This is a genomic window from Kitasatospora sp. NPDC057542 (assembly GCF_042801945.1).
Classification (GTDB): Bacteria; Actinomycetota; Actinomycetes; order Streptomycetales; family Streptomycetaceae; genus Kitasatospora.
Map to the genome: position 1 here is coordinate 1 of NZ_JBHVFE010000077.1, position 25189 is coordinate 25189.

At 74.6% G+C, this 25189-nt stretch carries 20 protein-coding genes; 8 read left to right on the forward strand and 12 right to left on the reverse strand.

The window, feature by feature from the left end; translation table 11 throughout:
- Both ACFU7Y_RS12855 and ACFU7Y_RS12860 read left to right on the forward strand, forming a co-directional pair.
- The coding region (locus tag ACFU7Y_RS12855; RefSeq protein WP_380767816.1) for a DNA repair ATPase at window positions 1–4645 on the forward strand (4645 nt) is incomplete at its 5' end.
- A 33-nt stretch (window positions 4646–4678) separates the two neighbouring features.
- On the forward strand, window positions 4679–5089 hold the full coding sequence (locus tag ACFU7Y_RS12860; RefSeq protein WP_380767818.1) for a PPOX class F420-dependent oxidoreductase: 411 nt from the start codon (window positions 4679–4681) through the stop codon (window positions 5087–5089).
- Window positions 5090–5643: 554 nt separating this feature from the next.
- On the opposite strand, the gene ACFU7Y_RS12865 is transcribed toward ACFU7Y_RS12860, so the two are convergent.
- From ACFU7Y_RS12865 to ACFU7Y_RS12890, 6 genes are all read right to left on the reverse strand, one after another.
- The gene (locus ACFU7Y_RS12865; RefSeq protein ID WP_380767820.1) at window positions 5644–7341 is read right to left on the reverse strand and encodes an FAD-dependent oxidoreductase; all 1698 of its coding nucleotides are present in this window, start codon (window positions 7339–7341) and stop codon (window positions 5644–5646) included.
- A gap of 85 nt (window positions 7342–7426) precedes the next feature.
- The gene (locus tag ACFU7Y_RS12870) at window positions 7427–8338 is read right to left on the reverse strand and encodes a diiron oxygenase (RefSeq protein WP_224283131.1); all 912 of its coding nucleotides are present in this window, start codon (window positions 8336–8338) and stop codon (window positions 7427–7429) included.
- 204 nt (window positions 8339–8542) lie between these two features.
- Window positions 8543–9592: an alpha/beta hydrolase gene (locus ACFU7Y_RS12875; protein ID WP_224283130.1), complete on the reverse strand. Its 1050-nt coding sequence runs from the start codon at window positions 9590–9592 to the stop codon at window positions 8543–8545.
- A gap of 135 nt (window positions 9593–9727) precedes the next feature.
- Window positions 9728–11017: an RNA polymerase sigma factor gene (locus tag ACFU7Y_RS12880; RefSeq protein ID WP_380767822.1), complete on the reverse strand. Its 1290-nt coding sequence runs from the start codon at window positions 11015–11017 to the stop codon at window positions 9728–9730.
- Window positions 11014–11391: a YciI family protein gene (locus ACFU7Y_RS12885; RefSeq protein ID WP_224282379.1), complete on the reverse strand. Its 378-nt coding sequence runs from the start codon at window positions 11389–11391 to the stop codon at window positions 11014–11016. Before ACFU7Y_RS12885 ends, ACFU7Y_RS12880 begins: the two co-directional genes overlap by 4 nt.
- Before the next feature lie 134 nt (window positions 11392–11525).
- Window positions 11526–14339: a tetratricopeptide repeat protein gene (locus ACFU7Y_RS12890; RefSeq protein ID WP_380767824.1), complete on the reverse strand. Its 2814-nt coding sequence runs from the start codon at window positions 14337–14339 to the stop codon at window positions 11526–11528.
- Between ACFU7Y_RS12890 and ACFU7Y_RS12895 the strand changes: the two genes are divergently transcribed.
- Window positions 14316–14561, forward strand: coding sequence for a hypothetical protein (locus tag ACFU7Y_RS12895; protein WP_380767826.1), 246 nt, complete (start codon window positions 14316–14318; stop codon window positions 14559–14561). The genes ACFU7Y_RS12890 and ACFU7Y_RS12895 overlap by 24 nt on opposite strands.
- Window positions 14562–14600: 39 nt before the next feature.
- On the opposite strand, the gene ACFU7Y_RS12900 is transcribed toward ACFU7Y_RS12895, so the two are convergent.
- The 3 genes from ACFU7Y_RS12900 to ACFU7Y_RS12910 form a co-directional block, all read right to left on the reverse strand.
- Window positions 14601–15626, reverse strand: a complete 1026-nt coding sequence (locus ACFU7Y_RS12900; protein ID WP_224282381.1) for an RNA ligase family protein — start codon at window positions 15624–15626, stop codon at window positions 14601–14603.
- A gap of 117 nt (window positions 15627–15743) precedes the next feature.
- Window positions 15744–16991 carry a 3-phosphoshikimate 1-carboxyvinyltransferase gene (gene aroA, locus ACFU7Y_RS12905; protein ID WP_224282382.1) on the reverse strand — a complete coding sequence of 416 codons (1248 nt, stop codon included), beginning with the start codon at window positions 16989–16991 and terminating at the stop codon, window positions 15744–15746.
- A gap of 168 nt (window positions 16992–17159) precedes the next feature.
- Window positions 17160–17756, reverse strand: coding sequence for a TetR/AcrR family transcriptional regulator (locus ACFU7Y_RS12910; protein WP_380767828.1), 597 nt, complete (start codon window positions 17754–17756; stop codon window positions 17160–17162).
- Window positions 17757–17878: 122 nt separating this feature from the next.
- On the opposite strand from ACFU7Y_RS12910, the gene ACFU7Y_RS12915 reads away from it, so the two are divergent.
- Window positions 17879–19291, forward strand: a complete 1413-nt coding sequence (locus ACFU7Y_RS12915; RefSeq protein WP_380767830.1) for an amidase — start codon at window positions 17879–17881, stop codon at window positions 19289–19291.
- A gap of 15 nt (window positions 19292–19306) precedes the next feature.
- Here the strand turns inward: ACFU7Y_RS12915 and ACFU7Y_RS12920 are convergent, their stop codons facing one another.
- From ACFU7Y_RS12920 to ACFU7Y_RS12930, 3 genes are all read right to left on the reverse strand, one after another.
- Window positions 19307–19567 carry a hypothetical protein gene (locus tag ACFU7Y_RS12920; protein WP_380767832.1) on the reverse strand — a complete coding sequence of 87 codons (261 nt, stop codon included), beginning with the start codon at window positions 19565–19567 and terminating at the stop codon, window positions 19307–19309.
- A 120-nt stretch (window positions 19568–19687) separates the two neighbouring features.
- Window positions 19688–20395 carry a response regulator gene (locus ACFU7Y_RS12925; protein WP_380767833.1) on the reverse strand — a complete coding sequence of 236 codons (708 nt, stop codon included), beginning with the start codon at window positions 20393–20395 and terminating at the stop codon, window positions 19688–19690.
- The gene (locus ACFU7Y_RS12930) at window positions 20392–21609 is read right to left on the reverse strand and encodes a histidine kinase (protein WP_380767835.1); all 1218 of its coding nucleotides are present in this window, start codon (window positions 21607–21609) and stop codon (window positions 20392–20394) included. Before ACFU7Y_RS12930 ends, ACFU7Y_RS12925 begins: the two co-directional genes overlap by 4 nt.
- Before the next feature lie 223 nt (window positions 21610–21832).
- Between ACFU7Y_RS12930 and ACFU7Y_RS12935 the strand changes: the two genes are divergently transcribed.
- The 4 genes from ACFU7Y_RS12935 (at window position 21833) to ACFU7Y_RS12950 (ending at window position 24958) form a co-directional block, all read left to right on the forward strand.
- Complete coding sequence (locus ACFU7Y_RS12935; RefSeq protein ID WP_380767837.1) at window positions 21833–22117, forward strand: hypothetical protein; 285 nt, start codon at window positions 21833–21835, stop codon at window positions 22115–22117.
- Between the two features lie 140 nt (window positions 22118–22257).
- On the forward strand, window positions 22258–22641 hold the full coding sequence (locus ACFU7Y_RS12940) for a hypothetical protein (RefSeq protein WP_224279242.1): 384 nt from the start codon (window positions 22258–22260) through the stop codon (window positions 22639–22641).
- A 271-nt stretch (window positions 22642–22912) separates the two neighbouring features.
- Window positions 22913–23182 carry a hypothetical protein gene (locus ACFU7Y_RS12945; RefSeq protein ID WP_224279244.1) on the forward strand — a complete coding sequence of 90 codons (270 nt, stop codon included), beginning with the start codon at window positions 22913–22915 and terminating at the stop codon, window positions 23180–23182.
- Window positions 23183–23503: 321 nt separating this feature from the next.
- Window positions 23504–24958, forward strand: a complete 1455-nt coding sequence (locus tag ACFU7Y_RS12950) for a DUF4157 domain-containing protein (RefSeq protein ID WP_380767839.1) — start codon at window positions 23504–23506, stop codon at window positions 24956–24958.
- Window positions 24959–25189 lie beyond the last annotated feature (231 nt).

Genomic DNA, 25189 nt, shown 5'->3' on the forward strand with positions numbered 1-25189 from the left:
GGCCCAGGCGTTGAACGCCCGCCGGGTCGCCGAGTTCGGCGGCGGGGAGCTGCGGCTGGCCGGCACCGGGCGGCTCACCACCGCCCGGGCCTGCCTTCCCCAGGACCTCACCACCGCCGGCGGGCTGCTGCTGCTCGGCACCCGCGCGGCCGAACTCACCGACCGCGAAGGGGACTTCACCGACGTCCTCGGCCTGCACCACCCCGACCTCTCCCCCGCGCCCACCGAGGGCACCCTGCTGGACGACCCGCGGCTGCACCAGGACCTCGCCGACCTGCGGCGCTACTTCCGCGACGCCCGGCTGGAGCGGCTGCGCCCGGTGGACGGCCGGCTGCTCGCCGTGTTCCGCACCGGCCCGGCCGCCGCCGACGTCCGGGTGCTGCGCTGGCGCCTGGACGGCGACGCCCGGCCCGGCTACCTGGACGGGCGCGGCGAGCGCGACCACACCCCCGCCGACGGCGGGCAGCTGCCCTGGACCGCCCTCACCCGGGACGACCAGCTGCCCGCCGGCCCCGGCCGCCCGCCCCGCGCCGGCCTGGCCGGCGAGCTGCTGGTCGGCGTCGACGGCGGCCGGCTGACCATCGCCGCCCCGGACGGCCGGGAGCTGCACCGGGAACCGCTGGTCGAGGCCCTCCAGACCCTCGCCGACGCCCGGATCGCCCACGCCCGGCTCGGCACCCTGCTGCTGGTACGCGTACGCCCGTACCAGGAGGAGACCGAGCGGCACCTGGTGGTCCACCTGCCCACCGGCACGGTCACCCGGATCGACGCGCTCGGCCAGGCCTGCCTGCGGCTGCCCGCCGACCAGGGCGTGGCGTTCCCCGGCGGCTGCCACCTGGTGGACGGCACCGTGCGCACCTTCGACCAGCCGGTCGACGGCCTGGTGTACGAGCGCACCGTCCTCTCCCCCAACGGCGAGGACGTGCTGTACGAGTTCCGCTCGCCCACCGACGGCCGCGCCCTGCTCCAGCCGTACAACAGCGTCCGCCAGGAGGCCTCCGCGCCACTGCCCTGCCAGGGCTACGCGCTGCTCGCCGACGGCACCCTCGTCGCCCTGCGCCCGGCCGAGGACGGGCCCACCCGGCTGCACCCCGTCCAGCTCTGGCAGACCCCGTTCACCAGCGAACGCTTCGCCGCCGAGCAGCCGCCCGGCAGCGGGCCGTTGGCCCGGATCGGCAACGCCGACCTGGTCCGCGGCCTGGCCGACTGCCTGGCCCTGGCCCGGCTGGCCGCGGCCGGCGCCGACACCCCGGCCGGCCACCAGGCCGTCCTCGCCGCCTGCACCCGCACCGCCGACCGGCACCACTGGCTCGGCCAGAGCGGCCTCGGCGACCTCGCCGCGCCGCTCGCCGAGATCCGCGACACCGCCCGGCAGGTCATCGCCGAGTACGAGGCCGTCGCCCAGCTCACCGCGCACGCCGCCCGGCAGACCGACGAGGCCGCCGAGCACGTCGAGGGCCTGCTGCGCACCGCCCGTGGCGAGACCCTGGCCGACGCCACCGAGTGGGTCGACCGGCTGGCCGGGCTGCGCCGCGCCCAGGGCCGCGTCGAGGCGCTGCGCGACCTGCCGCGCGCCGACGCGGAACGGATCGACGCGCTCGCCGCGCACCTCGCCGAGGGCCTGGCCGAGGCCGCCGACCGCGCCGTCGGCCGGCTCGCCGAACCGGCCGCCTTCGCGCCGCACCGGCAGCGGGCCGGCGAGCTGGCCGAGCGGTGCGCCGCCATCGCCACCGCCGCCGAGGCGGAGCCGCTGGGTGTCGAACTGGGCGCCCAGAGCGAGGCGTTGCAGACCGTCTCCGAGCTGGTCGGCACCCTCGACCTGGCCGACGCCACCACCCGCACCGCGATCCTCGACCGGCTCGCCGACGTGCTCGGGCTGCTGAACCGGGCCCGGTCCGTGCTGACCGTGCGTCGCCGGGAGCTGCGCACCCGAGAGGCCGCCGCCGAGTTCGCCGCCGAGACCGCCCTGCTCGGCCAGGCCACCACCGCCGCGCTCGCCGCCGCCGACACCCCCGAGGCCTGCGACGAGCAGCTCGGCCGGCTGCTGCTGCGGATCGAGCAGCTGGAGACCCGCTTCGCCGACGCCGACCCGGCCCTCGGCGAGCAGCTCGGCCACCGGCGCACCGAGATCCATGACGCGCTCACCGCCCGCCGCCAGCACCTGCTGGAGGAGCGGGCCCGGCGTGCCGACCGGCTGGCCGCCTCCGCCGAACGCATCCTCGACACCCTGCACCGCCGGCTGGCCGCACTGGACACCGCCGCCGAGATCGACGCGGCCCTCGCCGCCGACCCGACGGCCGTCAAACTCCGCGACCTGGCCGGGCAGTTGACCACGCTCGGCGACCGGGTCCGGGCCGAGGAGCTGACCGGACGGCTGCGCGCCGCCCGCGGCCGCGCCCACCGGGCGCTGCGCGGCCGCGCCGAACTCGCCGGGGACGGCCCCGGCACCCTGCGGCTGGGCCGGCACCTGTTCGCCGTCACCACCCAGCGCCCCGAACTCGCCCTGGTGCCCTGGCGCGGCCGCCCCGCCTTCACCCTCACCGGCACCGACTACCGCTCCCCCGTCACCGACCCGGCCTTCGCCGCCACCGAGCGGTACTGGGACCGCCCGCTGCCCTCGGAGACCCCGCAGCTGTACCGCGCCGAGTACCTCGCGGCCAGTCTGCTGCCGGCCGCCGAGGCCGGGTCGCTGTCCGCGGACGGCGACCTGCTGGAGTACGTCCGGCGCGCCGCCGAGCAGCGGCCGGACGAGGGCTACCAGCGCGGCGTGCACGACCACGACGCGGCGCTGCTGCTCCGCGCGCTGCTCGAACTCGGCGCTGAGGCCGGGCTGTTGCGCCATCCGGCGGGCGCCCGGGCGGCCGCTCAGCTGTACTGGGCACACGGCGCCGACGAACGGCAGCGGCTGCTCTGGCACACCCGGGCCCGCTCGCTGGGCCTGGCCCGGGACGCCTTCGGAGGCGCCCCGGCGCAGGCCGCACTGGACGCGCTGGCCGCCGAACTCAGCGTCGCCGTCGCGGACTTCACGCCGGGAGCGGAGCCCGCCGGCCCTTACCTGGTGGCCGAACTGACCGCCGCCGCGCCCAGCTTCGCCCACTCGGCGGGCGCCGCCGCACTGCTCGACAAGTTCCGTGCCGCACCCGAGTCGGCCGGCCTCACCGAGGCGCTGGCCGCCCTGCCCGAGGAGTCGTCGATCCTGCCCGTGCGGCGCGAACTCGCCACCGCCTGGCTGGAGTCGGGTGCCGCCGACGCCGACCCGGCCGACCTCGCCGAGGCCGCCGCCGTGCTGCTCTGCCCGTCCCTGCCGCGACGGCCCGCCGAGGGGGCGATGGCCACCCGGATCACCGGGCTGCTCGGTGACCACCCGCGGCTCGCGGGCGGCGCACTCGACCTGCGGCTGGACGACCTGCTTGCCCGGGTCCGGGAGTTCGAGCGGGTCGAGGTGCCCGGCCACCGGGCCTACCAGCGGCTGCGCGGCGAACTGCTGGCCGCCGAGCACGCCCGGCTGCGGCTCGACCAGTACCGGCCCGCCCCGCTCAACGGCTTCGTCCGCAACCGGCTGATCGACCAGGTGTACCTGCCGCTGGTCGGTGACAACCTCGCCAAGCAGCTCGGCACGGCCGAGCCCGGCGGGCCGGTCGACCGCAGCGGCCTGCTGCTGCTGGTCTCCCCGCCCGGCTACGGCAAGACCACCCTGGTCGAGTACCTCGCCGAACGGCTCGGCCTGCTGCTGGTCTCCGTCAGCGGCCCCGCGCTCGGCCACCGGGTCACCTCGCTGGACCCGGCCGAGGCCCCCGACGCCACCTCCCGGCGCGAGGTCGAGAAGCTCAACTTCGCCCTGCACGCGGGCGACAACGTGCTGCTCTACGTGGACGACGTCCAGCACACCTCGCCCGAGTTCCTCCAGCGCTTCATCCCGCTGTGCGACGCCCAGCGCCGGATCGACGGCGTCTGGGACGGCGAGGCCCGCGAGTGGGACCTGCGCGGCAAGCGCTTCGCCGTCGTGATGGCCGCCAACCCGTACACCGAGTCCGGCCGCCTCTTCCGGCTGCCCGACATGCTCGCCAACCGCGCCGACGTGTGGAACCTCGGCGACGCCGTCGCCGGGCGCGAGGACCTCTTCGCGCTCAGCTTCGTCGAGAACGCCCTGCCCGCCAGCCGCCACCTGGCCCCGCTCGCCACCGCCGAGCGCGCCGACCTCGACACCCTGCTCGCCCGCGCCGGCGGCCTGCCCGGCGGCACCCTGGCCGGCGCCTGGCCCGCCGCCGAGGTCGAGCGGATGACCGCCGTCCTGGCCGGCCTGCTCCACCTCCGCTCCACCGTCCTGGCCGTCAACCGCGCCTACCTGGCCTCCGCCGCCCAGGACGACCTCACCCGCACCGAGCCCCCCTTCCTGCTCCAGGGCTCCTACCGCAACATGGCCAAGCTCGCCCAGCGCCTCGACCCCGCCCTCACCCGCCCCGAACTCGACGCCCTGCTCACCGACCACTACCGCGCCGAGGCCCAGCCCCTGGGCGCCGACGCCGAGGCCCAGCTCCTCAAGCTCGCCGAACTCCGCGGCACCCTGACACCGGAGCAGACGCAACGCTGGGCGGAGCTGAGGCGCTCCTGGCGGGAGCGCGGGCACACCGTCGAACGTCCTTGACCTGAAGGACGCTTGAGGTCCTAGCGTGGCCGCATGTTCTTCACCGAGCGCGAGCGCGCGTACCTCGCCGGCCGGCCGCTGGCCCGCCTGGCCACCATCGGCCCGGACGGCTCCCCGCAGGTCCGGCCGGTGGGCTTCCGGCTCAACGAGGACGGCACCATCGACATCGGCGGACCGGACAACGCCCGCAGCCGCAAGTACCGCAACGCCCGGGACCGTCCCGAGGTCTCCGTCCTGATCGACGACCTGGCCCCCGCTGACGATCCGGTCGCGGGCGGCTGGGGCCGTGGGGTGGAGATCCGCGGCCGGGCCGAGGTCCGCACCGTCGACGTCCCGCCGGTGGCGCCCGACCGGTTCAGCCGGGACGTCATCCGGGTGCACCCCCGGCGGATCCTCACCTGGAACCTGGAGGCCCCGGGCACCACCGCCCGCGACGTCGGCTGACCGTCTGTTCCGCCGCTGGGCGCGGCAGTTCTACCCCGGGTTCCGCTCCGAGCCCGCCCTCGGGTTCCACTCCGAACCCCATACCGGGCTCCGGCCCGAGCCGGACGCCGCCGGTCGAGCCCCGGCCGGTGCGGCCAGCGACTCCCAGACCGGATCGGGCAGCCCGGGGACGGAGCGCCCCTCGGCCTGCCAGCGCCGGGCCAGCTCGGCGTAGATGGGCGCGTCCCGACCGGGCACCGCCCCGGGTGAACCGGGGTCCGTCACGGGCGGGCCGGGGTCCGCCACGGGCGGGACAGGCGCCACCCCGGGTGGACCGGGCGCCGAAGGCTGCTCCGCCCCGCTCGGGATGCCATGCAGGATCGTTTCCTCACCCGGCTGTCGTCGTTCCGGTACCGGCAGCCTCCCAAAACCACTCACGCCCACCCAACGCACCCCACGCGCACCGGGACACGGCCCCGTCAACCGGCATGCCGCAGGTCAACCCCGTACGGGGAGCGGCCGGGTGCGCAGGAAGTCGGCCCACCCGACTTCCTGCGCACGTTCTACCCCCCCCGCTACCGCCGCCGCCCCGCCGCCAGCAGCTCCGGCACGGTGGCGAGCTTCACCCGGGGCCGCCCCTCGGCCTCGCCCCGCTCGCGTTCCGCCCGGTCCACCGCCCGCAGCTCCCGCAGCCCGACCGCGTCCGGCCGCCGACGGCGCACCAGCCGTTCGAAGTCCTTGCGCCCCGGCCCCGGGACGGGCAGTGTACGGGCGGCCGCGTCGTCCAGCAGCGCGTCCACGGTCTCCCGCGCGCAGGCCCGGTTGGCGCCGATCCCGCCGGACGGCCCCCGCTTGGCCCAGCCCACCACGTACGTGCCCGGCAGCGGCCGGCCGGTCGCCGGGTCGACGACCCGCCCGTCCCGGTGCGCGACCGTCCCGGCCCGCTCGTCGAACGGCAGCCCGGGCAGCGGCACGCCCCGGTGCCCGATGGAGCGCACCACCAGGCCGGCCCGCAGCACGTCCTCCGCCCCGGTGCCCTCGACCCGGCCGTCCGCCGCCAGGGTGGTCCGCTCGACGGTCAGCGCCTCGACCCGCCCGTCCCCGGACAGCTCGACCGGCGCCGACAGGAACCGCAGCACGATCCGCCGCCCCGGTCCGGGCTCCGCGGCCCCGTCGTACGGCACCAGCGGCAGCCCCGCAAGCAGTGCCGCCCGCGACTCCGGCCCGGCCTGCGTCCCCGGGCCCGCCTGCGACTGCGTGCGGGAAACCGCCGCCTCGATCGCCGCCCGCACCTCCGGGTGGTCCTCCACCACCACCTCGACGCCCGGCAGCTGCCGCAGCGCCAGGAACTCCGCCCTGGTCCACGCCGCCTGCCCGGGCCCGCGCCGGGCGAGCAGCACGACCTCCCGGACCCGGCTGCGGCGCAGCGCGGCCAGGGCGTGGTCGGCGATGTCGGTGGCGGCGAGCCGGTCGGGGTCGGTGAGCAGGATGCGGGCGATGTCCACCGCGACGTTGCCGTTGCCGACCACCACGACGCGCTCCGCCGACAGCTCCACCGCGTCGGCCGGTACGGTCGGTTCGGCGTTGTACCAGCCGACGAAGGCGGTCGCGGGCAGACTGCCCGGCAGGTCCTCGCCGGGGATGCCGAGCCGGCGGTCGGCGGCCGCCCCGACCGCGTACACCACCGCGTGGTGGTGCGCGGCGAGCTCCTGGTGGGTGACGTCCGTGCCGATCTCCACGTTGAGGTGCATCCGCAGCCGCGGGTCGTGGAAGACGCTCGCGAAGCTCTCCGCGATCCGCTTGGTGGACTGGTGGTCGGGCGCGACGCCGTGCCGCAGCAGGCCTCCGGTGACCGGCAGCCGGTCGATCATGGTGATCTCGGCGCTGGTGCTGCGCAGCAGTTCCTGCGCCGTGTACCCGGCGGAGGGGCCGGTGCCGACGACGGCGATCCGCAGCGCGCCGAGCTCCCCCGGCAGGCTGCGCGGGAAGCTGGGTGCGCCCCAGGCGTGGTCGTTGGGGTGGTCGCGGAACCAGTCGCGGTTGAGGTCGCCGAACACGGTGTCCGGCCCGCGCAGCCGGTCGACCGGGAACACCGCGTCCACCGGGCAGGCGTCCGCGCAGGCGCCGCAGTCGATGCACGCCCGCGGGTCGATGTACAGCATGTCGGTGGTGCCGAACTCCGGCTCGTCCGGGGTCGGGTGGATGCAGTTGACCGGGCAGACGGACACGCACGAGGCGTCGTTGCAGCAGGTCTGGGTGATCGCGTAGGCCATGGCCGGGGTGGGGTCCTCGCTGCGCGTGGGGGGATGGGAGACGGACGGGTCCCGGCGGTCCGCCGGAACCTCTCCTGCCGGTCCGTCAGAGCATGTGCACCCGGCGGTAGACGGCCGCCGAGCGGCTGGTGAGCAGCCCGGTCTCGGCGAGGAAGGCCATCAGGTGCCGGGAGCTGGTGCGCATCATCGCCTTGCGGTGCTCGTTGGCCCGCACCTCGGCGAGCGCCCGCTGCACGTCGAGCCCGGCGGCCCTGTACACGCCCGGGTGCACCATGCTGGTGACGATGACGTACGCGCCGACGGCGATGCCGGTGGCCGAGGCGCGCCGGCGGGCCGGGCTCGCGTGGCGCATCCGCTCGCGGACCTCCTGCCGGGCGAACTTCATGTGCCGGGACTCCTCGACCACGTGGATCCGGGAGGTGCCGCGGACGATCTCCAGCACGTTCTCGCCGCGCATCCAGTCGCGCTGCATGACGTCGAGCACCTCTTCGGCCACCAGGATTCCGCCGTAGGCGAGTTCGCCCTTGGCGAGCGCCTTGAACGCGCGCCCGGCCTGGGCGATCACCGTGTTCGGCCGGTAGGCGGGAACGCCCATCTTCTGACAGGCGCGGGCGAACATGATCGAGTGGCGGCACTCGTCGGCGATCTCGGTGAGCGCGAACTGGAACTCGGCGTTGGCGGGGTTCTTGAGGTACTGGTCGCGCAGCACCATCTGCTGGAGGATCATCTCGAACCAGATGCCGGTGTTCATGATCGAGCAGACCTCGTGCCGGGTGAGCGTGACCCGCTGCCGCTCGGTCATCTCGTCCCAGAGCCGGGTGCCGTAGAGGGTGCTCCACTCCGGGTTGAGACCGTAGTGGTCCTCCGGGAGGGGGGCGTCCCAGTCGATCTCGGTCGAGGGGTCGAAGGAGAGGGTGGCGGCCGACTCCAGCAGCCGCTTCGAGACGTCGTCGTCAGCCTTGGTGTGACCGTGCTCCGTCTGCCGGGTGAGAGCCATGGCTGCCTCCAGGTGCCTGCCCCTGCGGGTTCCCGCTCACCCGCTTATTAGACGGACAGTACAATAAGAGCCGGTCGCCGAGAACCCCCTGCGCAGCAGCGATTCGGCGCGCGGCGGTAGGGCCCGCGCCCCTGTCCGCCCCGCGACACGGCGAAGGGCGGGACCCGTCCGCAGGGTCCCGCCCCTCCACTCCCGCCCCGTTCGTCACCCGCCGATCGCCTGCCGCAGCGCCTCCGCCGCCTCGGCCGTCGCCTCCCGGAAACGGCGGCCGATGCCGATGTAGTTGGCGTACCCGTGGATGAGGTCCGGCTGTCGGCTCAGCCGCACCGCGACACCCGCCTCCTCCAGCGCCCGCGCGTACGCCTCGCCCTCGTCGCGCAGCGGGTCGAAGCCCGCGGTGCCGATGTACGCGGGCGGCAGGCCGGTCAGGTCCTCGGCGAGCAGCGGCGACAGCCGCGGGTCGGTGCGGTCGGTGGGCGCGGGCGCGTACCGGTCGGCGCACCAGTCCATGTCCGCGCTGGTCAGGAAGAACCCGTCGGCGAACAGCCCGCGCGAGGGGCGCCGGGTCGAGGCGTCGGTCGCCGGGTACAGCAGCAGCTGGAACACCGGAGCGGGGCCGCCCCGCCGGACCGCCTCCCGGGCGGCGACGGCGGCCAGGTTGCCGCCGGCGCTGTCCCCGCCGACCGCGATCCGTTCCGGAGCCGCGCCCAGGTCCGCCGCCTTCGCGAAGGCGTAGTCGAACGCGGCCAACGCGTCCTCGGCCGCCGCCGGGAACACGTGCTCGGGCGCCAGCCGGTACTCCACCGACAGCACCCGCACCCGCGCCCGCCAAGCGAGGAAGCGGGCGACGTGGTCGTGGCTGGCCCGGCTGCCGACCACCCAGCCACCGCCGTGCAGGTAGACCAGCAGGCCGGAGCCCTCCGCCAGCCCGTCCGGGGCGTACAGCGTCGCGGGCAGCTCGCCGTGCTCCTGCGGGATGCCGACGCTCCGCGCGGCCACCGCACGGTTCTCCGGCCCGCCCACCAGGTGCCGCGCGTACTCCATCGCGGCCCGCGACGGCCCGACCCCGCCCGGCATCACCAGGGCCGCCTTGGACAGCCGCTGGAGCTTGAGTATCAACTGCGCGTCCAGCGCGAGCGTCTGCCCGTCGCGGACCACCGGCTTGCCCGCGATGGCCCGCCGCAGACCCTCGGGCAGGGCGTACGCGGCACGGACGACGGCGGCCTGGATCCGAACGGGGGGTGGGATCGTCATCTCTTCTGCCTCCTGAGGGCGGCCCTGGAACGGTGTCGGGGCGGTTCTGCCGGGACCGGGAGCCCATGATGGGCCCCTCCCACCGGACGGGGAAGCCTCCTGGACACCGTCTGAACCCGCTCTCGACCCCGCCACCTACCAGGTCGCCCCTCCGCCCACCGCCCGCTCCACCCGCTGCGCCCGGGCCACCAGGTGACGGCGCTCCGGCGCACTGGCCGTACGGGCCGCCGCTTCCCGGTACGCGTGGGCGGCGCCCGCCGGGTCCGTGCCGAGCCGGTCGAGCAGGTGGGCCCGGACGGCGAGCAGCCGGTGGTGGCGGGCCAGGCGCTTGTCCGCGGCCAGCTCCGCGACGAGCCCGAGCCCGGCCGCCGGCCCGTACACCATCGCGACCGCGACCGCCCGGTTGAGCGCGACCATCGGGTTCGGGTCGAGGCGCAGCAGCAGGTCGTACAGCACCAGGACCTGCGGCCAGTCGGTCTCCCGTGCCGTCGCCGCCTCCCCGTGCACCGCGGCGATCGCGGCCTGCACCTGGTACGGTCCGGCCTGCCCGCGCGGCAGCACCGAGGCGATCAACTCCAGCCCCTCGTCCATCAGTTCCCGGTCCCAGCGGCCGCGGTCCTGCTCCTCCAGCGGCACCAGCCCGCCGTGCGCCCCGGTGCGGGCCGGCCGGCGGGCGTCGGTGAGCAGCATCAGCGCGAGCAGCCCCGCCGTCTCGGCGTCCCCTGGGGCGAGCCGCAGCAGCAGCCGGGTCAGTCGGATCGCCTCGACGGACAGCCGCGGCGCGGTCAGCTCCTCGCCGCCGCTCACCGTGTAGCCCTCGTTGAACACCAGGTACAGCACGTGCCGCACCTCGCCCAGCCGCGCGGCGCCGCTCTCCCCCTCCGGCAGCGCCAACCGTCCGCCGTCCGCCCCGGCCGCCGCCTTCAGCGTCTGCTTCGCGCGGCTGATCCGCTGTGCCATCGTCGCCTCCGGCACCAGGAACGCGGCCGCGATCTGCGCGGTCGTCAGGCCGCCGACGGCGCGCAGGGTCAGCGCGATCCGGCTCGGCACGGACAGCGCCGGGTGGCAGCAGAGGAACAGCAGCGCGAGCGAGTCGTCCGCCGCCGGGTCCGGCGCGTCGGCCGCCGGGGCGAGCAGCGCCGAGTGCGGCGTGGCCAGTGCCAGCGCCTCCTCCCGGCGGCGGCGCGCCGACTCGCTGCGCACCCGGTCCACCAGCCGCCGGTCCGCGACCGTCACCAGCCAGCCCCGCGGGTTGGCCGGCACCCCGCCCTGCGGCCACTGCGTCGCGGCGGCCAGCAGCGCCTCCTGCACCGCGTCCTCGCACGCGTCGAACGCCCCGCCGTGCCGCCGCACCAGCACGCCGAGGACCTGCGGCGCCAGTTCGCGCAGCAGGCCCTCGACGGTACGGTCGGTCGTGCCGCTCACCCGCACGCCGGGAGGTCGCTCGCGGGGGACTCGTGCAGGATCGGCCACAGCTCCACCGGCTCCACGTCCGCGAACGGCATGTCCGCCGCGATCTGCTGGGCCCGCTCCAGGTTCTCGCAGTCCAGCAGGTAGAAGCTGGCCAGGTACTCCTTGGTCTCCAGGTACGGCCCGTCGGTGACCACCGGCACCCCCTCCGCCCGCCGCACCAGCTGCGCCGCCGCCGCGTCCGCCAGCCCGTACGCGCCGACCAGCTCCCCGCTCTCCCGGTACCGCGTGTTGAACGCCTCCTGCTTGGCGATCGCCTCCGGCCACGCCTCGGCCGGGAAGGAGTCCCACTTGGCCTGGTTGCCGTAGATCATCGCGACGTACTTCATCTCGGGTGTCCCCTCTGTCCCACGCGCCCCGTCGGCGCGCTGTCACCTCTCGGTCGGAGCGGAGGAACCCGGCCTCGACATCGGCCGGGACCTTTCCCGAAGAATCTTTCCGTGCCCCCGGACCCTGCTGATGATCAAGGTGCGGCAGGCGCCCTGAGCAGCCGCAGTGCGGCCTCGGCCCGCGGCCCGACGGGGTCCTCCATACGGGCCAGTTCCTCCACCCCCATGCGGACGTCGACCAGAACCGCGCCGGTACGGGGTACGGCGAGGAAGTCATGAACCAGCGCATCCGGCGCGGTGTCCTGGACGACCAGCCCGTGGAGCAGTTCCGCCGCGGCCGAGTCGACGGCTTCACCTGACGCCCTGGCGACGTCCAGGTACTCGTTCCATGCGGCCAGGGACGCAACCCGCCCGCTCTCCACGATGCGCATCATGGCCGTCTCCCAGAGGACGCTCGAATCCGCCGCGTCCACCTCCGCCGCTCGCCGGAGGACTTCCCATGCTTCCTGGATCCGTCCACTGCGCCGATGAACAGCGGTCAGCGCACAAAGGATCCAGACGCTCTCGGGATCACCGGACAGAGCCCTGGAAAGGTCGACAGCCGCCGAATCGAGTTGACCCGACAATGATTTTGTCAGTCCCTGGATCCCGAGCAGCCATGCGTTCTCGGGGTCCAGCTCAAGGGCTGCCGCACAGTCTGCTCTCGCTTCGTCCAACCGGCCGGCGGTCCGGTTCACCTCGCCACGGAATCCGATCACTCGGCCGTTCTCCGAGTCCAACTCGACAGCCGCGTTCAGATCGGCCAGTGCCTCGTCCAGCAGACCCGCCTGCCAATAGGCCAACCCACGCTGGAGCAGCGCGCGCCAGTACCGTGGTTTCAGCTCCAGAACCGCGGTGAAGTCAACCACCGCCTCGTCCAGGCGGTCCGCCAGCAGGTGGGCCTCGCCACGGCGGACCAGCACCCACCCGTCCCCGGGATTCAGTGTCAAGGCCTCCGTGAAGTCCGCCACCGCCTCATCCGGACGACCGGCCCGCTGGTGGGCTTCACCGCGGTAGGCCCGTGCCCAACCGATCCGGGAGTCCGATGCCAAGGCCGCCGTGAAGTCCGCCACCGCTTCGTCCAGGCGCCCCGCATCCAAATGGGCTCTACCGCGGTAGGCCTGAACCCTCGGGGTCAGGCCTACCGCGGTGAGGTCCGCCACCGCTTCGTCCGGACGCCCCGCCTCCAGGTGGGCGCGCCCTCGGATCGAAAGCGCCCCGGTCGAATTGGGGTTCAAGGAGAGCGCCGTTGCACAGTCCGCCACCGCCTCGTCCGGTCTACCCGACTCCAGCCAAGCCACGCCGCGGAGCACCCACGCCCACGAGTACTCGGGATCGAGGTCCAGAGCAGCTGTGAGATCGGCCAGCGCCTGCTCCTTACGGTTGTTGGCCAAGTGGACCCGGGCACGGTAGGCACGCGCCTCTGGCAGGCCGGGCGAGATTGCGACGGCACAGTCGAGATCAACCAGTGCGTCCTCATCGCGGTCTGCCCTGAAGTGGTTGTCCCCCCGTTCGGCAAGCGCTCGGGCCCGGACGACCGGTGGAAGCCCCGGGGCACAGAGGGCGGTGAGGGCATGGGTCTCCGGGTCCTCGGTACCGACAGCCGCGTGCAGCCGCCGTGCCCACCCGTCCAGTTCCCTGTCCTCGCTGACCTGCGCCGCCTGTCCGAGCATGTCGACCCATCCGGCCAGGTTCCTGTCCGCGAGTCGCGCCACGTGTTCCAAGGCATGAGCCAGGTTCGCCGTCGGATTCGCACACAGCAGGTGGTACGTCTCGTGCAGCGCGAGACGACACCACTGATCGCCCCTCCAGCGCGGCTGCTCCGGACCCTCCTGTTCCAGGGCCTCGCGGGCAGCTCTGTGCTGCTCCGCCAGGCGGCCGTGCGCCGCTGCCCAGTCCGTGGGCGAGTGCATCCGCCGGCGCCGCAGCAGGCTCGCCCGCACCACCGGGTGGTACTGCCAGTACGAGCCGTGCCCCAAGACGAACGGCTGGCTCAGCAGCCAGTCCCAGGCGCCCCCGGCCGCACCCGGCACCGCGCAGGCGAACAGGTCGTGGTTCAGCTGCAGGGGCAGCGCCGCCGCCAGAACGGTCTCGCGACGCTCCTGTTCCGGGATCCACTGGAGGAAGCGCTCCACCGCATGGTCGGTGAGGTCGGCGCCGGCGTCGGAAACGTCGCCGACGGCCTGGAGGCCGGTCTGCGCGAGCAGTGCCACCAGCAGGGGCAACCGCATCGACAGGCCCGTCACGGCCTCGACCACCTCGGGGTCGGTGACGCCCCGGACGGCGAGGAGTTCGCGGGTCTCCTGGTCGGTGAAGACGTCGAGCGGGACGTCGACCACGGCCGGGCGCAGGGTGTCCCAGTCGCGTTCGCTCAGTTCCTCACGGCCGGCCAGGACCACCATGACGTCGAGCGGGACCGAACCGTAGGCGCCGTCGAGGAGTTCGCGCAGCCAGGCGCCCAGGTGCCGATCGGTCTGCTCCCAGGTGTCCAGGAACAGCACCACCCACCGGCCGTCCCGCCCGCACAGCTTCTCCAGCTCTGCGACGAATGCGCGGCTGAGCACCGCCTCCTCGCCGTCGTTGCCGCGCCGCCGTTGGCGCATTCCGGCGATGAGGCGGTCGGCACCGAGGGCGACGTTGTCCGGGTTGGCGATCGTCGCGACCACACCCCCACCCGGCAGCATGGAGGCGGCCCCGAACGCCGCCTGGGTGACGATCCGGGACGGCAGCGACGCCGTACCGCCGCCGGCGGACGGCTCCGGGACACGGTCGGCGGCGGCCTGAACGGACCGCCGGTACTCGTCGAGCGCCTTGTCGAACTCCTTCAACGGTCCGGCTTGTTCGGCCAGCTGCCGGGCGAGCGCGCTCAACGCCGACTCCAGGCCGTGGACGTCGTTCTCGTCCACCACCGCCGTCAGCGCCCCCGCCCGCCGGGCGGCCTCGCCCCACTCGGCGATCAGCATCGACTTGCCGACGCCGCCGACGCCGCGCACGTGGAAGAGGAAGTCGGCCGGATCGTCAGTGGCCTCAAGGTCCGGATCCTTGCGCAGGTTCTCCGCGAAGAGCGCCAACTGGGCCCTGCGGCCGACGAACTGGGCTCCGGCACGCCGCCGCAGTGCCTCCGTGCGTGACAGCCGCTTCCTCGCCTGAGCCATTCCGCTCCCCCGCGGTCAGGAGTTGTGCCGGTCCTCCGCGTCGAAGGCCGCCAGGGACCGAGCCCCCGGTTCGAGCGCCCGCCGCAGGGCGGCCAGGGCGGATCCATCCAACCCTCCCACATCCTCGGCGAGTTCCTCCGCCACGTCCGTCGCGATCTCCTCCGCCACGGCTTCGACAACGGTACGCGGTCCCAGTTTGCTGACGGCTGCCGCGGCCCTGGTGGGGGTGAGCAGGGCGGAGGCCTGGACGAGGAGCCAGGCGGGGACGCCGGCCGCGCCCTCCGGTGGGGGGAGGTACGGGCGGGCGCCGTCGTAACGGTCGTCCTCGGCGAAGGCCTGCTGTTTCACCTTCACGAGCGGACGGGCCGTTTCCGACTCGTGCCACTCGCCGGCCGGCTTGAGGACGTACCCCTCGGCGAGGTTGTCCGGCAGTTCGGGCAGGCCGAACAGGGCGGGCACCCGGGTGGGGTAGCGCACCGGCAGGTCGTGCAGGCTGTTCAGGGGGCCGTGCCCGAGCAGGGGCACGCAGGTGAGCCCGGCGGCCTGGGCGGCCGTGCGCAGCATGCGGTCGGCGATCCACCAACGGCCCTCGGGCGTCTCGACGGTGGCGTCGAACGGCAGCCAGCGCAGGCCGGGTGCGTACCAGACGCCGGTCTGGACCGGGTCGACCCCGGGGACGGCGGGCACCTCGGGGTGCGGGTAGCGGCCGCCGGCCAGTTCGCCGTAGACCGTCACCACGGCCGTGGAACCCCACGGTGCGCGTACCGCGGCGGCGAACCGGGCCGCCGCGACGGACAGTTCGGGCCAGATCCGGCTCACGCCGAAGAAGCCGTCCAGCCCCTCGTCGTCCAGCAGTTCACGCCGTTTCGCGGCCCGTACCGAGCCGTCCTCGCAGACCACGGCGAAGTGCGCCCCGTGCACCTTCTCCGCCGCGCTCCACTCGCGGCTGCCGGGCCCGCCGGAGCGGCCGCGGGCGGGGATCTTGGGATAGGGCCGCAGCCCGGGCCCGTCGGGCACCGTCTCGAACACCGTCTCGGACACGAACGGCATCCTCGCCGCCGGGCCCACCGCCTGGCAACAGGGATTCCCGCCGACGGACAACAGGGATTCCCGGCGGTGGGCCCGGGTGGCCCGACAGGGCCTGCCCGCCTCGACGGGTCAGACCCCCCACGCCGCCCGCAGCTCGGCGAAGGCCTCGTGGAACCCCGGGAAGGTCTTCCGCACGCAGCCCGGGTCGTCGAAGGTGATCCCGGGCGTGCGCAGCGAGGTGACGGCGAAGGACATCACGATCCGGTGGTCGGAGTGGGTGGTGATCTCGACCGGGCGCGGCGTGCCGGGCCGGATCTCGATCCAGTCGTCCCCGGTGGCCACCGTGATGCCCATCGCGCGCAGGTTGTCGGCGCAGGCCTCCAGCCGGTCGCACTCCTTGACCCGGGTGTTGTGGACGTCCTCGATCCGCACCGGCCCGGTGGCGAACGGCGCGATGGCCGCGAGCGTGGGCATGGTGTCGGAGATGTCCCGCATGTTGACGGTGATCCCGCCGAGCGCGCCGTCGCCGGCCACCGTCGTGCGGTCGCTGCCGATGTCCACCCGGGCGCCCATCCGCCGCAGTACGTCCACGAATCGCAGGTCGCCCTGGAGCGCGTCCCGGCCGAGGCCGGGGACGGTGACCTCCCGGCCGGCCAGCGCCGCGGCGGCGAAGAAGTAGCCGGCGGTGGAGGCGTCCGGCTCGATCGGGTAGTCGGCGGCCCGGTAGCCGCCGGAGGGCACCTCGAACACCTCGCCGACGGGTGTCTGCTCCCGCTTCACCTCGACCCCGAAGGAGCGCATCATCGCCAGGGTGATGCCGATGTACGGGGCGGAGACCAGCCGGGTGACGGTGATCCGCAGGCCGTCCCGGGTGAGGGGGCCGAGCAGCAGCAGCGCGGTCAGGTACTGCGAGGACTGCCCGGCGTCCAGGGTGAGTTCACCGCCGCGGACGCCGTCGGCGACGACCGTCAGCGGGTGGTGCCCCTCCGCTTCCTCGTGCCGCAGGTCCACGCCCAGCTCGCGCAGCGCCCGGGTGAGCGGGGCGACCGGGCGGCGGCGCATCTGGGGGGAGGCGTCGAAGCGGTAGGTGCCGTGGCCGGTGGTGGCGAGGGCGGGCAGGAAGCGCGCGGTGGTGGCGCCGTCCCGGCAGTACACCTCGGCGCTCGGTACGGCCGGCCCGGCCGGGCGGCCCTCGACCCGCCACGACCGCTCCGCCCGCTCGATGCGGTACCCGAGGGTGTCCAGCCCCTGGGCGAAGCCCTCGGTGTCGTCCGAGGACAGCGGCCGGCGCAGGGTCGTCACGCCCTCGGCGGCGGCGGCCAGGAACAGGGCCCGGGCGGTGATGGACTTGGACCCCGGGATCTCCACGGCAGTCACGGCATGCTCTCCCCACACGAGTGTCCGACAGGTGTCTCCGGTGACGTCGGGTCCGATCCTGCCCCACCCGGCCGCCGCGTTTCCCGACCATCCACCGACTGGACGGTGGCCTGGGCGACAACGGTGCGCAAAGGTTCGGCGGCCGGGCGCGTCCCATCGGCGCCGGGGTCACCCGGCCGGTCGGCAGCGCTCCCAGAGCCCGGCCAGGTGGGCGTGCAGAATCTCCTCCGCCTCCGCCACCGTCCGGTGCCCGACCAGGACGTGCGCGGTGAGCCCGTCGGCGAGGGCGAGCAGCGTACGGGCCTCGGTCCGCGCCGTCACCGCCCCGCCCGCGGCCTCGTCGACCAGCCTCACCATCAGCTCCTCCAGCGCCGCGTAGCTGCCCCGCAGGGACGCCGCCAGCGCCGGGTTGACGGCGGCCCCGGCGACGAAGGCGAGCCAGATCCTGGCCTCGGCCCGGTGCTCCTCGCGCAGCAGCGCCACCTCGCCCGCCACCAGCCCGAGTTCACTGGCCGCCGACTGCGCCGGGCCGGCCGCGAGCCGGCTGCGCACCCGCTCGGCGACTCGCTCGCCGATGTGCGTGAGCGCGGACAGGAGCATCTCCTCCTTGGTGCGGAAGCAGCGCTGGACGGCCCCCATCGAGACCTCGGCCCGGGTGGCGACGTCCCGCAGGGTGACGCCTTCCAGTCCGTGCTCGTCCACCAGCAGGCAGACGGCCTCGGCGATCCGCCGGCGCCGGCCCTCGTGGTCCACCTGCTTCGGCATCTCCGGTCTCCTCCTCGCCACGTCCTCCGATTTTCCGATGCAAGCGTATCGGTTCTCGGGCTATGGTTCGGTTCCGATGCGACCGCATCGGAACCTGGCCGAAGAGAACCGAGGAGACCCTCATGCCCCTGTGGAACAAGCCCGCGACCGAACTGGCCGCCGCCGTGCGCACGGGCGAGGCGTCGGCCCTGGAGGTGGTGGACAGCCACCTGGCCCGGATCGCCGAGGTCAACCCCTACCTGAACGCCGTCACCCAGCTCCTCGCCGACCGCGCCCGGTCGGCCGCCCGGAACACCGACCGCCGCCGGGCCGCGGGCGAGGAACTGGGCCCGCTCGCGGGCGTGCCGTTCACCGTGAAGGAGAGCACCCCGATCGCCGGAGTGCCCACCACCTTCGGCACCCCGCACTTCCGCGACCACGTCGCCACCGCCGACGCCGTCCCGGTGGCCCGGCTGCGCGCGGCGGGAGCGATCCCGATCGGCCACAGCAACATGCCGACCCTGATCCTCGCCGGGATGCACAGCCGCAGCGAGCTGTACGGCGACACCCGCAACCCCTGGGACGCCCGCCGTACCCCCGGCGGCAGCAGCGGCGGGGACGGCGTGGCCGTCGCCGCCGGGATGGCCCCGCTCGGGCTCGGCAACGACTCCGGCGGCTCGGTCCGCATCCCCGCCTCCTTCTGCGGGGTCGCGGCCCTCAATCCGACCACCGGCCGGTTCCCCGCCGACCAGCGCGTGATCGGCCCGGACGACCCCGGCCCGGCCTCCCAAGGCCTGGTCACCGACGGCCCGTTCGCCCGTACGGTCGCCGACCTGCGGCTCGCCTACGAGACCCTGGCGGGCACCGACCTGCGCGACCCGCGCGCCGTACCCGTCCCGCTGTACGGAGAGCCGCTCGACGGCCCGATCAGGGTCGCCGTCGTCACCGACCCGGGCGGTCGCGGCGTCCACCCCACCGTCCGCCGCGCCATCGCCGAGGCCTCCGACGCGCTGAGCGACGCCGGGTACGACGTCCGGGAGGTCCCCGACGTCCCGCGGATGGACGAGGCGTTCGACGCCTACCACCGCCTCCCCGTCACCGAGTTCGCGCCGAACTGGCCCGCCGTCCGCAAGCTGCTGGGCGAGGGCGGCGACCGCTACATCGAGCTGACGATGCGCAGCGCCCCGCCCGCCGACGGCCCCGGCCTGATCCGCCTGATGAGCACCTGGATGGGCGTCCGCCGCTCATGGGCGGAGTTCCTGCACGAGTACCCGCTGCTGCTGGGCCCGGTGTTCACCGAGCCGCCGGTCGAACCCGGCCTGGAGTCGCGGGACCAGGCGGGCCGCGACCGGGTCGCCTCGGGCATGCGGCTCTGCTCGGTGAGCACCCTCGCCGGTGTCCCGGCCGTCGCCGTCCCCACCGGCCTCGCCCCGGACGGCCTGCCCACCGGCGTCCAGCTCATCAGCCGGGCCTTCCGCGAGGACCTCTGCCTGGCCGCCGCCCAGGCGGTCGAGGACCGCCTCGGCGTGCTCACCCCGATCGACCCGAGGAGGTAGCCAGGACGGGAACGGCTACCGGTGCCGGCGCAGACTCCGACGCAGACAGGCGGCCCACGCGAGCGTGAGGCCGGCCAACAGGCCGCCTTCCGCCGTCCGGAGCACCGACCCGACGGAGGAGTCCGCCGGCACCATCCCGTTCAGCACGAACACCGCGACCGCGACCAGCACGAGGCCCAGCGTGGCCGGCCCGGCGCCGACGGCGCCTCCCCGGCGGCCTGCTCGGGCCGCCCGGGTCTCACGGGTCTCACGGGTCTCACGGGTCTCACGGGTCATGGTCGCCTCCCCGGCGGGTGCACGATCCTTCGACGTCACGAGCCCACACGGTACGGCACGGTTTCCACCGTCGGAGCCCCGGTCCCCGGCGACGGCCCCGCCCCGCCCCGCCCCAGGGCGCTAGGCACCCGGCAGCCCCGGCACCACCAGCCCGCTCTCGTACGCGATCACCACCGCGTGGGTCCGGTTCTGCGCACCGAGCTTGCTCAGCACGTTCCCGACGTGCGTCTTGACCGTCTCCTGGCTCACCGCGAGCGCCTGCGCGATCTCCGGGTTGGACAGCCCGGTCGCCATCAGCCGCAGCACCCCTTCCTCCCGCCCGGTCAGGCCCGCCCGGGGCAGTGCCTCGGCCGAGTCCAGCGGCCGGGCCGCGACCATCCGGCGCAGCGCAGCGGGGAACAGCACCGCCTCCCCGGCCGCCACCACCCGCACCGCCTCGGCGATCTGCGGGACGGGCAGCCGCTTCAGCACGAAGCCGCTGGCACCGGCGCTCAGCGCGGCGGTGACGTAGCCGTCGTTCTCGAAGGTGGTGATCACCACGACCTTGGGCGGGTCGGCCTGCCCCCTCAGCAGTTCGCGGGTCGCCTCGATCCCGTTGCGGCGCGGCATCCGCACGTCCATCAGCACCACGTCCGGCCGCAACAACCGGGCCTGCTCGACCGCCTCGACGCCGTCGGCGGCCCGCCCGACCACCGCGAGGCCCGGCTGGGCGCCCAGCAGGGTGCTCAGCCCGCTGCGGGTGACGGGGTCGTCGTCGGCGATCAGGACGGTGACGTCGGGCGGCGCGCCCGGGGCGGGGTCGGACGCGCCCGCGCCGGGCCCGCTCACGCCGACCACCGCACCGGCAGCCGGACCGCCAGCCGCCACTGCCCCTCGCCGTACGGGCCGGCCTCGAACTCGCCGTGCAGCAGCCGCACCCGCTCGGCCAGGCCGGGCAGGCCGTGGCCGGAGGTCGGGAAGCCGCTCGAACCCGGCACACCCGTACCCGCCACCCCGTTGACCACGCTCAGCTCCAGCGCCTCCGGCCCCGCCGTCACCCGCAGCTCGATCGGCCCGCCCGCGCCGTGCCGCAGGGCGTTGGTCAGCCCCTCCTGGACGATCCGGTAGGCGGCCCGGGAGAGCGTGCCCTGCACCTGCGCCAGGTCCCCGGTGGTCCGCGGCTCCACGACCGCACCCGCGTGCCGCAGCCGGTCGATCAGCTCGGGCAGGTCGGTGAGGGTGCGGGTCGGCGCGGTGCCCGACTGCTCCTCCCGCAGCGCGCCCAGCACGTAGTCGAGGTCCTCCAGCGCGGCCCGGGTCGACTCCTCGATGCTGCGCATGGCGGCCCGCGCCGCCGCCGGATCGGCGGTCAGCACCTCGCCGGCGACGGCCGCCTGGATGGTGGCGGCGGTCAGGGTGTGCCCGATGGAGTCGTGCAACTCGTGGGCCAGCCGGTTGCGTTCGGCCAGCAGCCGTTCCCGCTCGGCGGCCATCGCGAGCCGCTCGGCCGGCGAGGGGCCGAGCAGCCGCGGTGCCAGCCACCGCAGTGCGGCCGACACCCCCGCGAACAGCACCGCCGCGAGGGCCAGGCTGAGCGCCGCCACCACCCAGGTCCAGACGCCCGCCACCTCCGCGCCCCAGCCGAAGAGGCTCACCCGCGCGGAGCCCTCCACCCAGCGCCCCGGCAGCGCCACCCCCGTCACGACGAGCGTGCTGCCGCCGATCAGCACCGTCCAGCCCAGCGCCACGTGCGCCACCACGAAGGCCGGCGTCCGCCACCGCTCGCCCGCGGCCCCCTTCACCGGGGCGGGCACGGCGACGCCCAGCAGCCGCCGCGCCCCTGCCGCCAGCACACGGCGCACCACCCGGGGCAGCCCGGCCACCCCGAGCAGCACCGCCCACAGCGGCAGCGCCACCCAGACCGCGTCCGGCCGCCCCGACACCCCCAGTGTCATCCCGAGCGCCACCATCGCCACCGGCAGCCCCGCCAGGGCGCCGAGCACGGCGAACAGCACGCCCGTATACGTCGACCTGCGCAGCAGCAACCGCATTCCCTTGATCATGTTTGCCAGTATCGCCGGGCGTGCCGGGCCCGGTCCTCCCCCGATCGAGGGAGGATCTCCGGCACCCCCCGGCGACCCCCCGGCGACCCCTCGGCGACCCGTCGGCGGCACGTCGGGGGCACGTCGGGGGCCGCCGCGAACTCGGCCGGATCGCGACCACCCGTTCGCGTGAATACGAGTCGAAGCCGCCGCCGGGTCGCCGGAGTTCCAGACCATCGCATTAATGACGATCAATCAAAAGCTCTTCCGACAAGGCCTGTTGGCGACCGCCTCCACCGTCTCGACACTGGCCGCGACGGCCTCCCAGGCCGCACCCGTCCAGCGGGACGACGGCCCGCACCGCTACAAGGTCTCCACCCGGACCACCGGGGCCTGGGCACTGCCCGCCGGCCTGGCTTCCTTCACCGTGCACGCCCGAGGTCCCGGCGGCGGCGCGGCCGGCCAGGACGGCCGGCCCGGCGACTACGGCACCAGCGGCGGCGACGGCCCGGCGGTCGCCGCCCGGTAGCAAAGCCGGCGCGCCGAGGGGGCGGGGAGCAGCACGCCCCCGCCGCCTCGGCACACCCCCGGCCGGCAGCACGCGCCGGGACCGCCGCCATCGTCTCGACGGACGCCGGCTCCTCGTCGGCGCTCGCGGTCGACGACACGGTGCCGGCGCCCCACCCGGTGTTCCTGGCCCCGTACGTCCAGGGGAGCAGCACCCAGCAGTTCGGCACGATCTCCGCGGGGCGCAGTGGCACCGACAGCTGCTTCCACCTGGTCCAGAACGGGCAGTACGTCAACTCGACGTCGGCCCACCCGCGGGATCCGCAGAACGGCAGCTCCGTCACCCTGGGCGGCTTCCGCCCGAACGACGACGGCTACCTGTGGTGCACGACCTCGGACGGTTCGGGGACCCTGCTGACCAACCACACGGACACCTCGGCGCACCTGGACCTCACCAAGAGCCCGATATCGGACGTGGCGGTGCCCAGCGGCCCCGACTCCGGCATCCCCAGGCTCCACTGGCACCTCCGCGCGGCCAGCCAGTGACCCTCGCGGCCCGGTGAGCCCGGTGGCCGGTCGGTTCTCGGACCGACCGGCCGTCGCCGTCGCCGGGCCGGTGCCTGCTCCGCCCGAACGACCTCGCAAGATGATCACCCGATCGGCCATTTCCGCAGGTCGCAGCGGAATGTCTGACGATCCGTGAGGTCTGTTCGGATTGCGGCATCGATTGCGAGGGGTGGCGGCGCATGTCTGGCTGGTTCCGGCGGGGCCGACCGGCGCCGCCACTTGTGACCTCGAACTCCACGGAGGAGACATCATGCGTGCTGTCAAGCGTGTCCTGGCCGTCGGCGCCCTCACCGCCCCGCTCGTGATCGGCTGCGCCGGCCTGGCCTCGGCCCAGGAGGGCCTGGACGCGAACTTCGGCAAGGGCCAGTTCGTCGCCAACCAGAACGGCGCCGGCGTCGCGGACGTGAACTCCGTCGTCAGCCCCGACGGAGTCCAGCACACCGACTTCTGGATCTGGGCCGACGACAGCGGCGTCTCCGGCGCCTTCAGCGGCTCGGGCGCCACCTGGCAGCAGGGCTGACGAACCCCGCGCCGCCGGAGGTGTGAGGCCCCCGCCGACGCAAGGACGGGGCGGGGCGCTGAGATCCGGCTCTCGGAACAACAAAACGGCCGGTCGATCCGAAGATCGACCGGCCGTTCGCTCTGGCCGACCGACACAATCCGTCGGCCTGCGGCCAAGAGCGTCAGCTCGCAGTGCCGACGGCTTGCCGGTGCACGGTGAGCCACGGACGCGCTGCCCATAGGGGCACCGCATCGTGCCCGTACACCCCTTACCCACAACCGCTGCACCGGGTATCCAGGGAGAGCACAGCGAGACTGCCGGCCCTACGAGCGGAGTTCCATGCACGCGCAAGAGCCGACGAAGAAGGAGAAGCAGCCGCAGCGCACCGCCAGGACCTCGGCCGCGCGGCCGGGGCAGGCTCCGAGCAGGCGAGTGCCCGATGCGCTTCTCGAACTGCAGCACACCGCTGGCAACGCGGCCGTCGTCCGTATGCTCCAGCGGAACCGGCACCAGTACGGCGCGGGCTGGAACCACCACCAGACCGCGGCGGAACCGATGCAACGGTCCGCCGTACACGACGTGCTGCGCTCGCCGGGCAAGCCGCTGGACGAAGCGCTGCGCCGGGAAATGGAATCCCGCCTCGGCGCCGACTTCTCCGACGTCCGCCTGCACACCGACTCCGTGGCCCGCGACTCCGCCGCCGAGGTGGGTGCCCGCGCCTACACCTCCGGCAGCCATGTCGTCATCGGCGACGGCGGCACCGACAAGCACACCCTCGCCCATGAGCTGACCCACGTCATCCAGCAGCGCCAGGGTCCGGTGGCCGGCACGGACAACGGGTCGGGCCTGAGTGTCTCCGACCCCGGTGACCGCTTCGAGCGCGAGGCCGAGGCCAACGCGATCCGGGTGATGAGTCGGACGCCCGAGCAGAGCGCCCAAGGCGACCACGGCCTCCGGGCTGCCCCCGTACAGCGGGTAGCCGACGCCATGGCCCGGGGCACGGCGCGCGGCACCGACGCGACGGCCCTCCAGCGTTTTTCCCAGGTCACCACCGCGGAGTTGGGGCCCGCACGGGTCTCGCAGAACGGCCTCTATCTCATGACCGTCGATCCCGGGGCGGACACCACCGTCATCTGGGTCGCGCAGGGCGCCCCAGCGCCCCGGTACTGCACGCCGACCGGGCAGAGCGGGCAGATCGCGGGGCGCACGTACGCGGAGTACGAGCCGTCGACGGCCTTCCTCGCGGACTGTGCCCACACCGCCGAGGAGATCATGCACCAGCAGCGGCTGGCCCTGGGGCAGGACGCCAGCGAATTCGCCTTGGGCGGCCACCAGTTCGGCTTGGGCGACAAGGAGAACGCGCAGGGCGCCATGGCCTACGCGAATACCAGGCCCGGCGGCCCGGACGCGAACGGTGAGGAGCGGCCGAGCCCCGGCCAGGCGTTCGCCATCGTGGAGACCGCCTGGCACGGGGATTACGAGCGGCCCGACAACACCAGCGGGTGGCCCTACCACGTGGCGGCCGTGGTCGCCGAGGACGGCGATGACCGCATCACCGTGGAGCAGGCCGCGGACGGCAACGACGCACGGGCCCGCCAAGGACACGAGGGCATCGTCGACATGTATACGGCGGGCACGGACCCGACCAACGGGCAGGCGCTGCCGCACAGCTTCCACGGGCGAAACACCGGCGGTCCGGTGCAGCACTTCTCGGTCGGCGCGATCACCGTCATCCTCCAGCCGATCAACGTGGGCGGTCTCAGAAAGGAGACCGGCCGCCGGAAGCTCATGTGACTGCTCCCCGCCTGAAGAGCGGGGGATTCCGCCTTCGCCTGGGGGCTGGCCGGCGCCGGTCATGTCGGCACAGGCGATCGACCGGCCGACGTCCGGGGCTTCTCAGGCGTCCTCCAACTGCCGACGCCCGTGGTGCGGTTGCGGTCGGCGAGTCGACCAGCCACCCCCAAGGGCTACCTCCCCCGGGCCACCCCACCTGACCAACCGGAACGTGATGGGGCCCTCCGCAAC

Excerpts from the sequence above, each read along its gene's own strand:
- ACFU7Y_RS12860 (WP_380767818.1), top strand. The coding sequence starts at position 4,679 with ATGTTCTTCACCGAGCGCGAGCGCGCGTACCTCGCCGGCCGGCCGCTG.
- ACFU7Y_RS12865 (WP_380767820.1), bottom strand. The coding sequence starts at position 7,341 with ATGGCCTACGCGATCACCCAGACCTGCTGCAACGACGCCTCGTGCGTG.
- ACFU7Y_RS12870 (WP_224283131.1), bottom strand. The coding sequence starts at position 8,338 with ATGGCTCTCACCCGGCAGACGGAGCACGGTCACACCAAGGCTGACGAC.
- ACFU7Y_RS12875 (WP_224283130.1), bottom strand. The coding sequence starts at position 9,592 with ATGACGATCCCACCCCCCGTTCGGATCCAGGCCGCCGTCGTCCGTGCC.
- ACFU7Y_RS12885 (WP_224282379.1), bottom strand. The coding sequence starts at position 11,391 with ATGAAGTACGTCGCGATGATCTACGGCAACCAGGCCAAGTGGGACTCC.
- ACFU7Y_RS12910 (WP_380767828.1), bottom strand. The coding sequence starts at position 17,756 with ATGCCGAAGCAGGTGGACCACGAGGGCCGGCGCCGGCGGATCGCCGAG.
- ACFU7Y_RS12915 (WP_380767830.1), top strand. The coding sequence starts at position 17,879 with ATGCCCCTGTGGAACAAGCCCGCGACCGAACTGGCCGCCGCCGTGCGC.
- ACFU7Y_RS12920 (WP_380767832.1), bottom strand. The coding sequence starts at position 19,567 with ATGACCCGTGAGACCCGTGAGACCCGTGAGACCCGTGAGACCCGGGCG.
- ACFU7Y_RS12930 (WP_380767835.1), bottom strand. The coding sequence starts at position 21,609 with ATGATCAAGGGAATGCGGTTGCTGCTGCGCAGGTCGACGTATACGGGC.
- ACFU7Y_RS12935 (WP_380767837.1), top strand. The coding sequence starts at position 21,833 with ATGACGATCAATCAAAAGCTCTTCCGACAAGGCCTGTTGGCGACCGCC.
- ACFU7Y_RS12945 (WP_224279244.1), top strand. The coding sequence starts at position 22,913 with ATGCGTGCTGTCAAGCGTGTCCTGGCCGTCGGCGCCCTCACCGCCCCG.
- ACFU7Y_RS12950 (WP_380767839.1), top strand. The coding sequence starts at position 23,504 with ATGCACGCGCAAGAGCCGACGAAGAAGGAGAAGCAGCCGCAGCGCACC.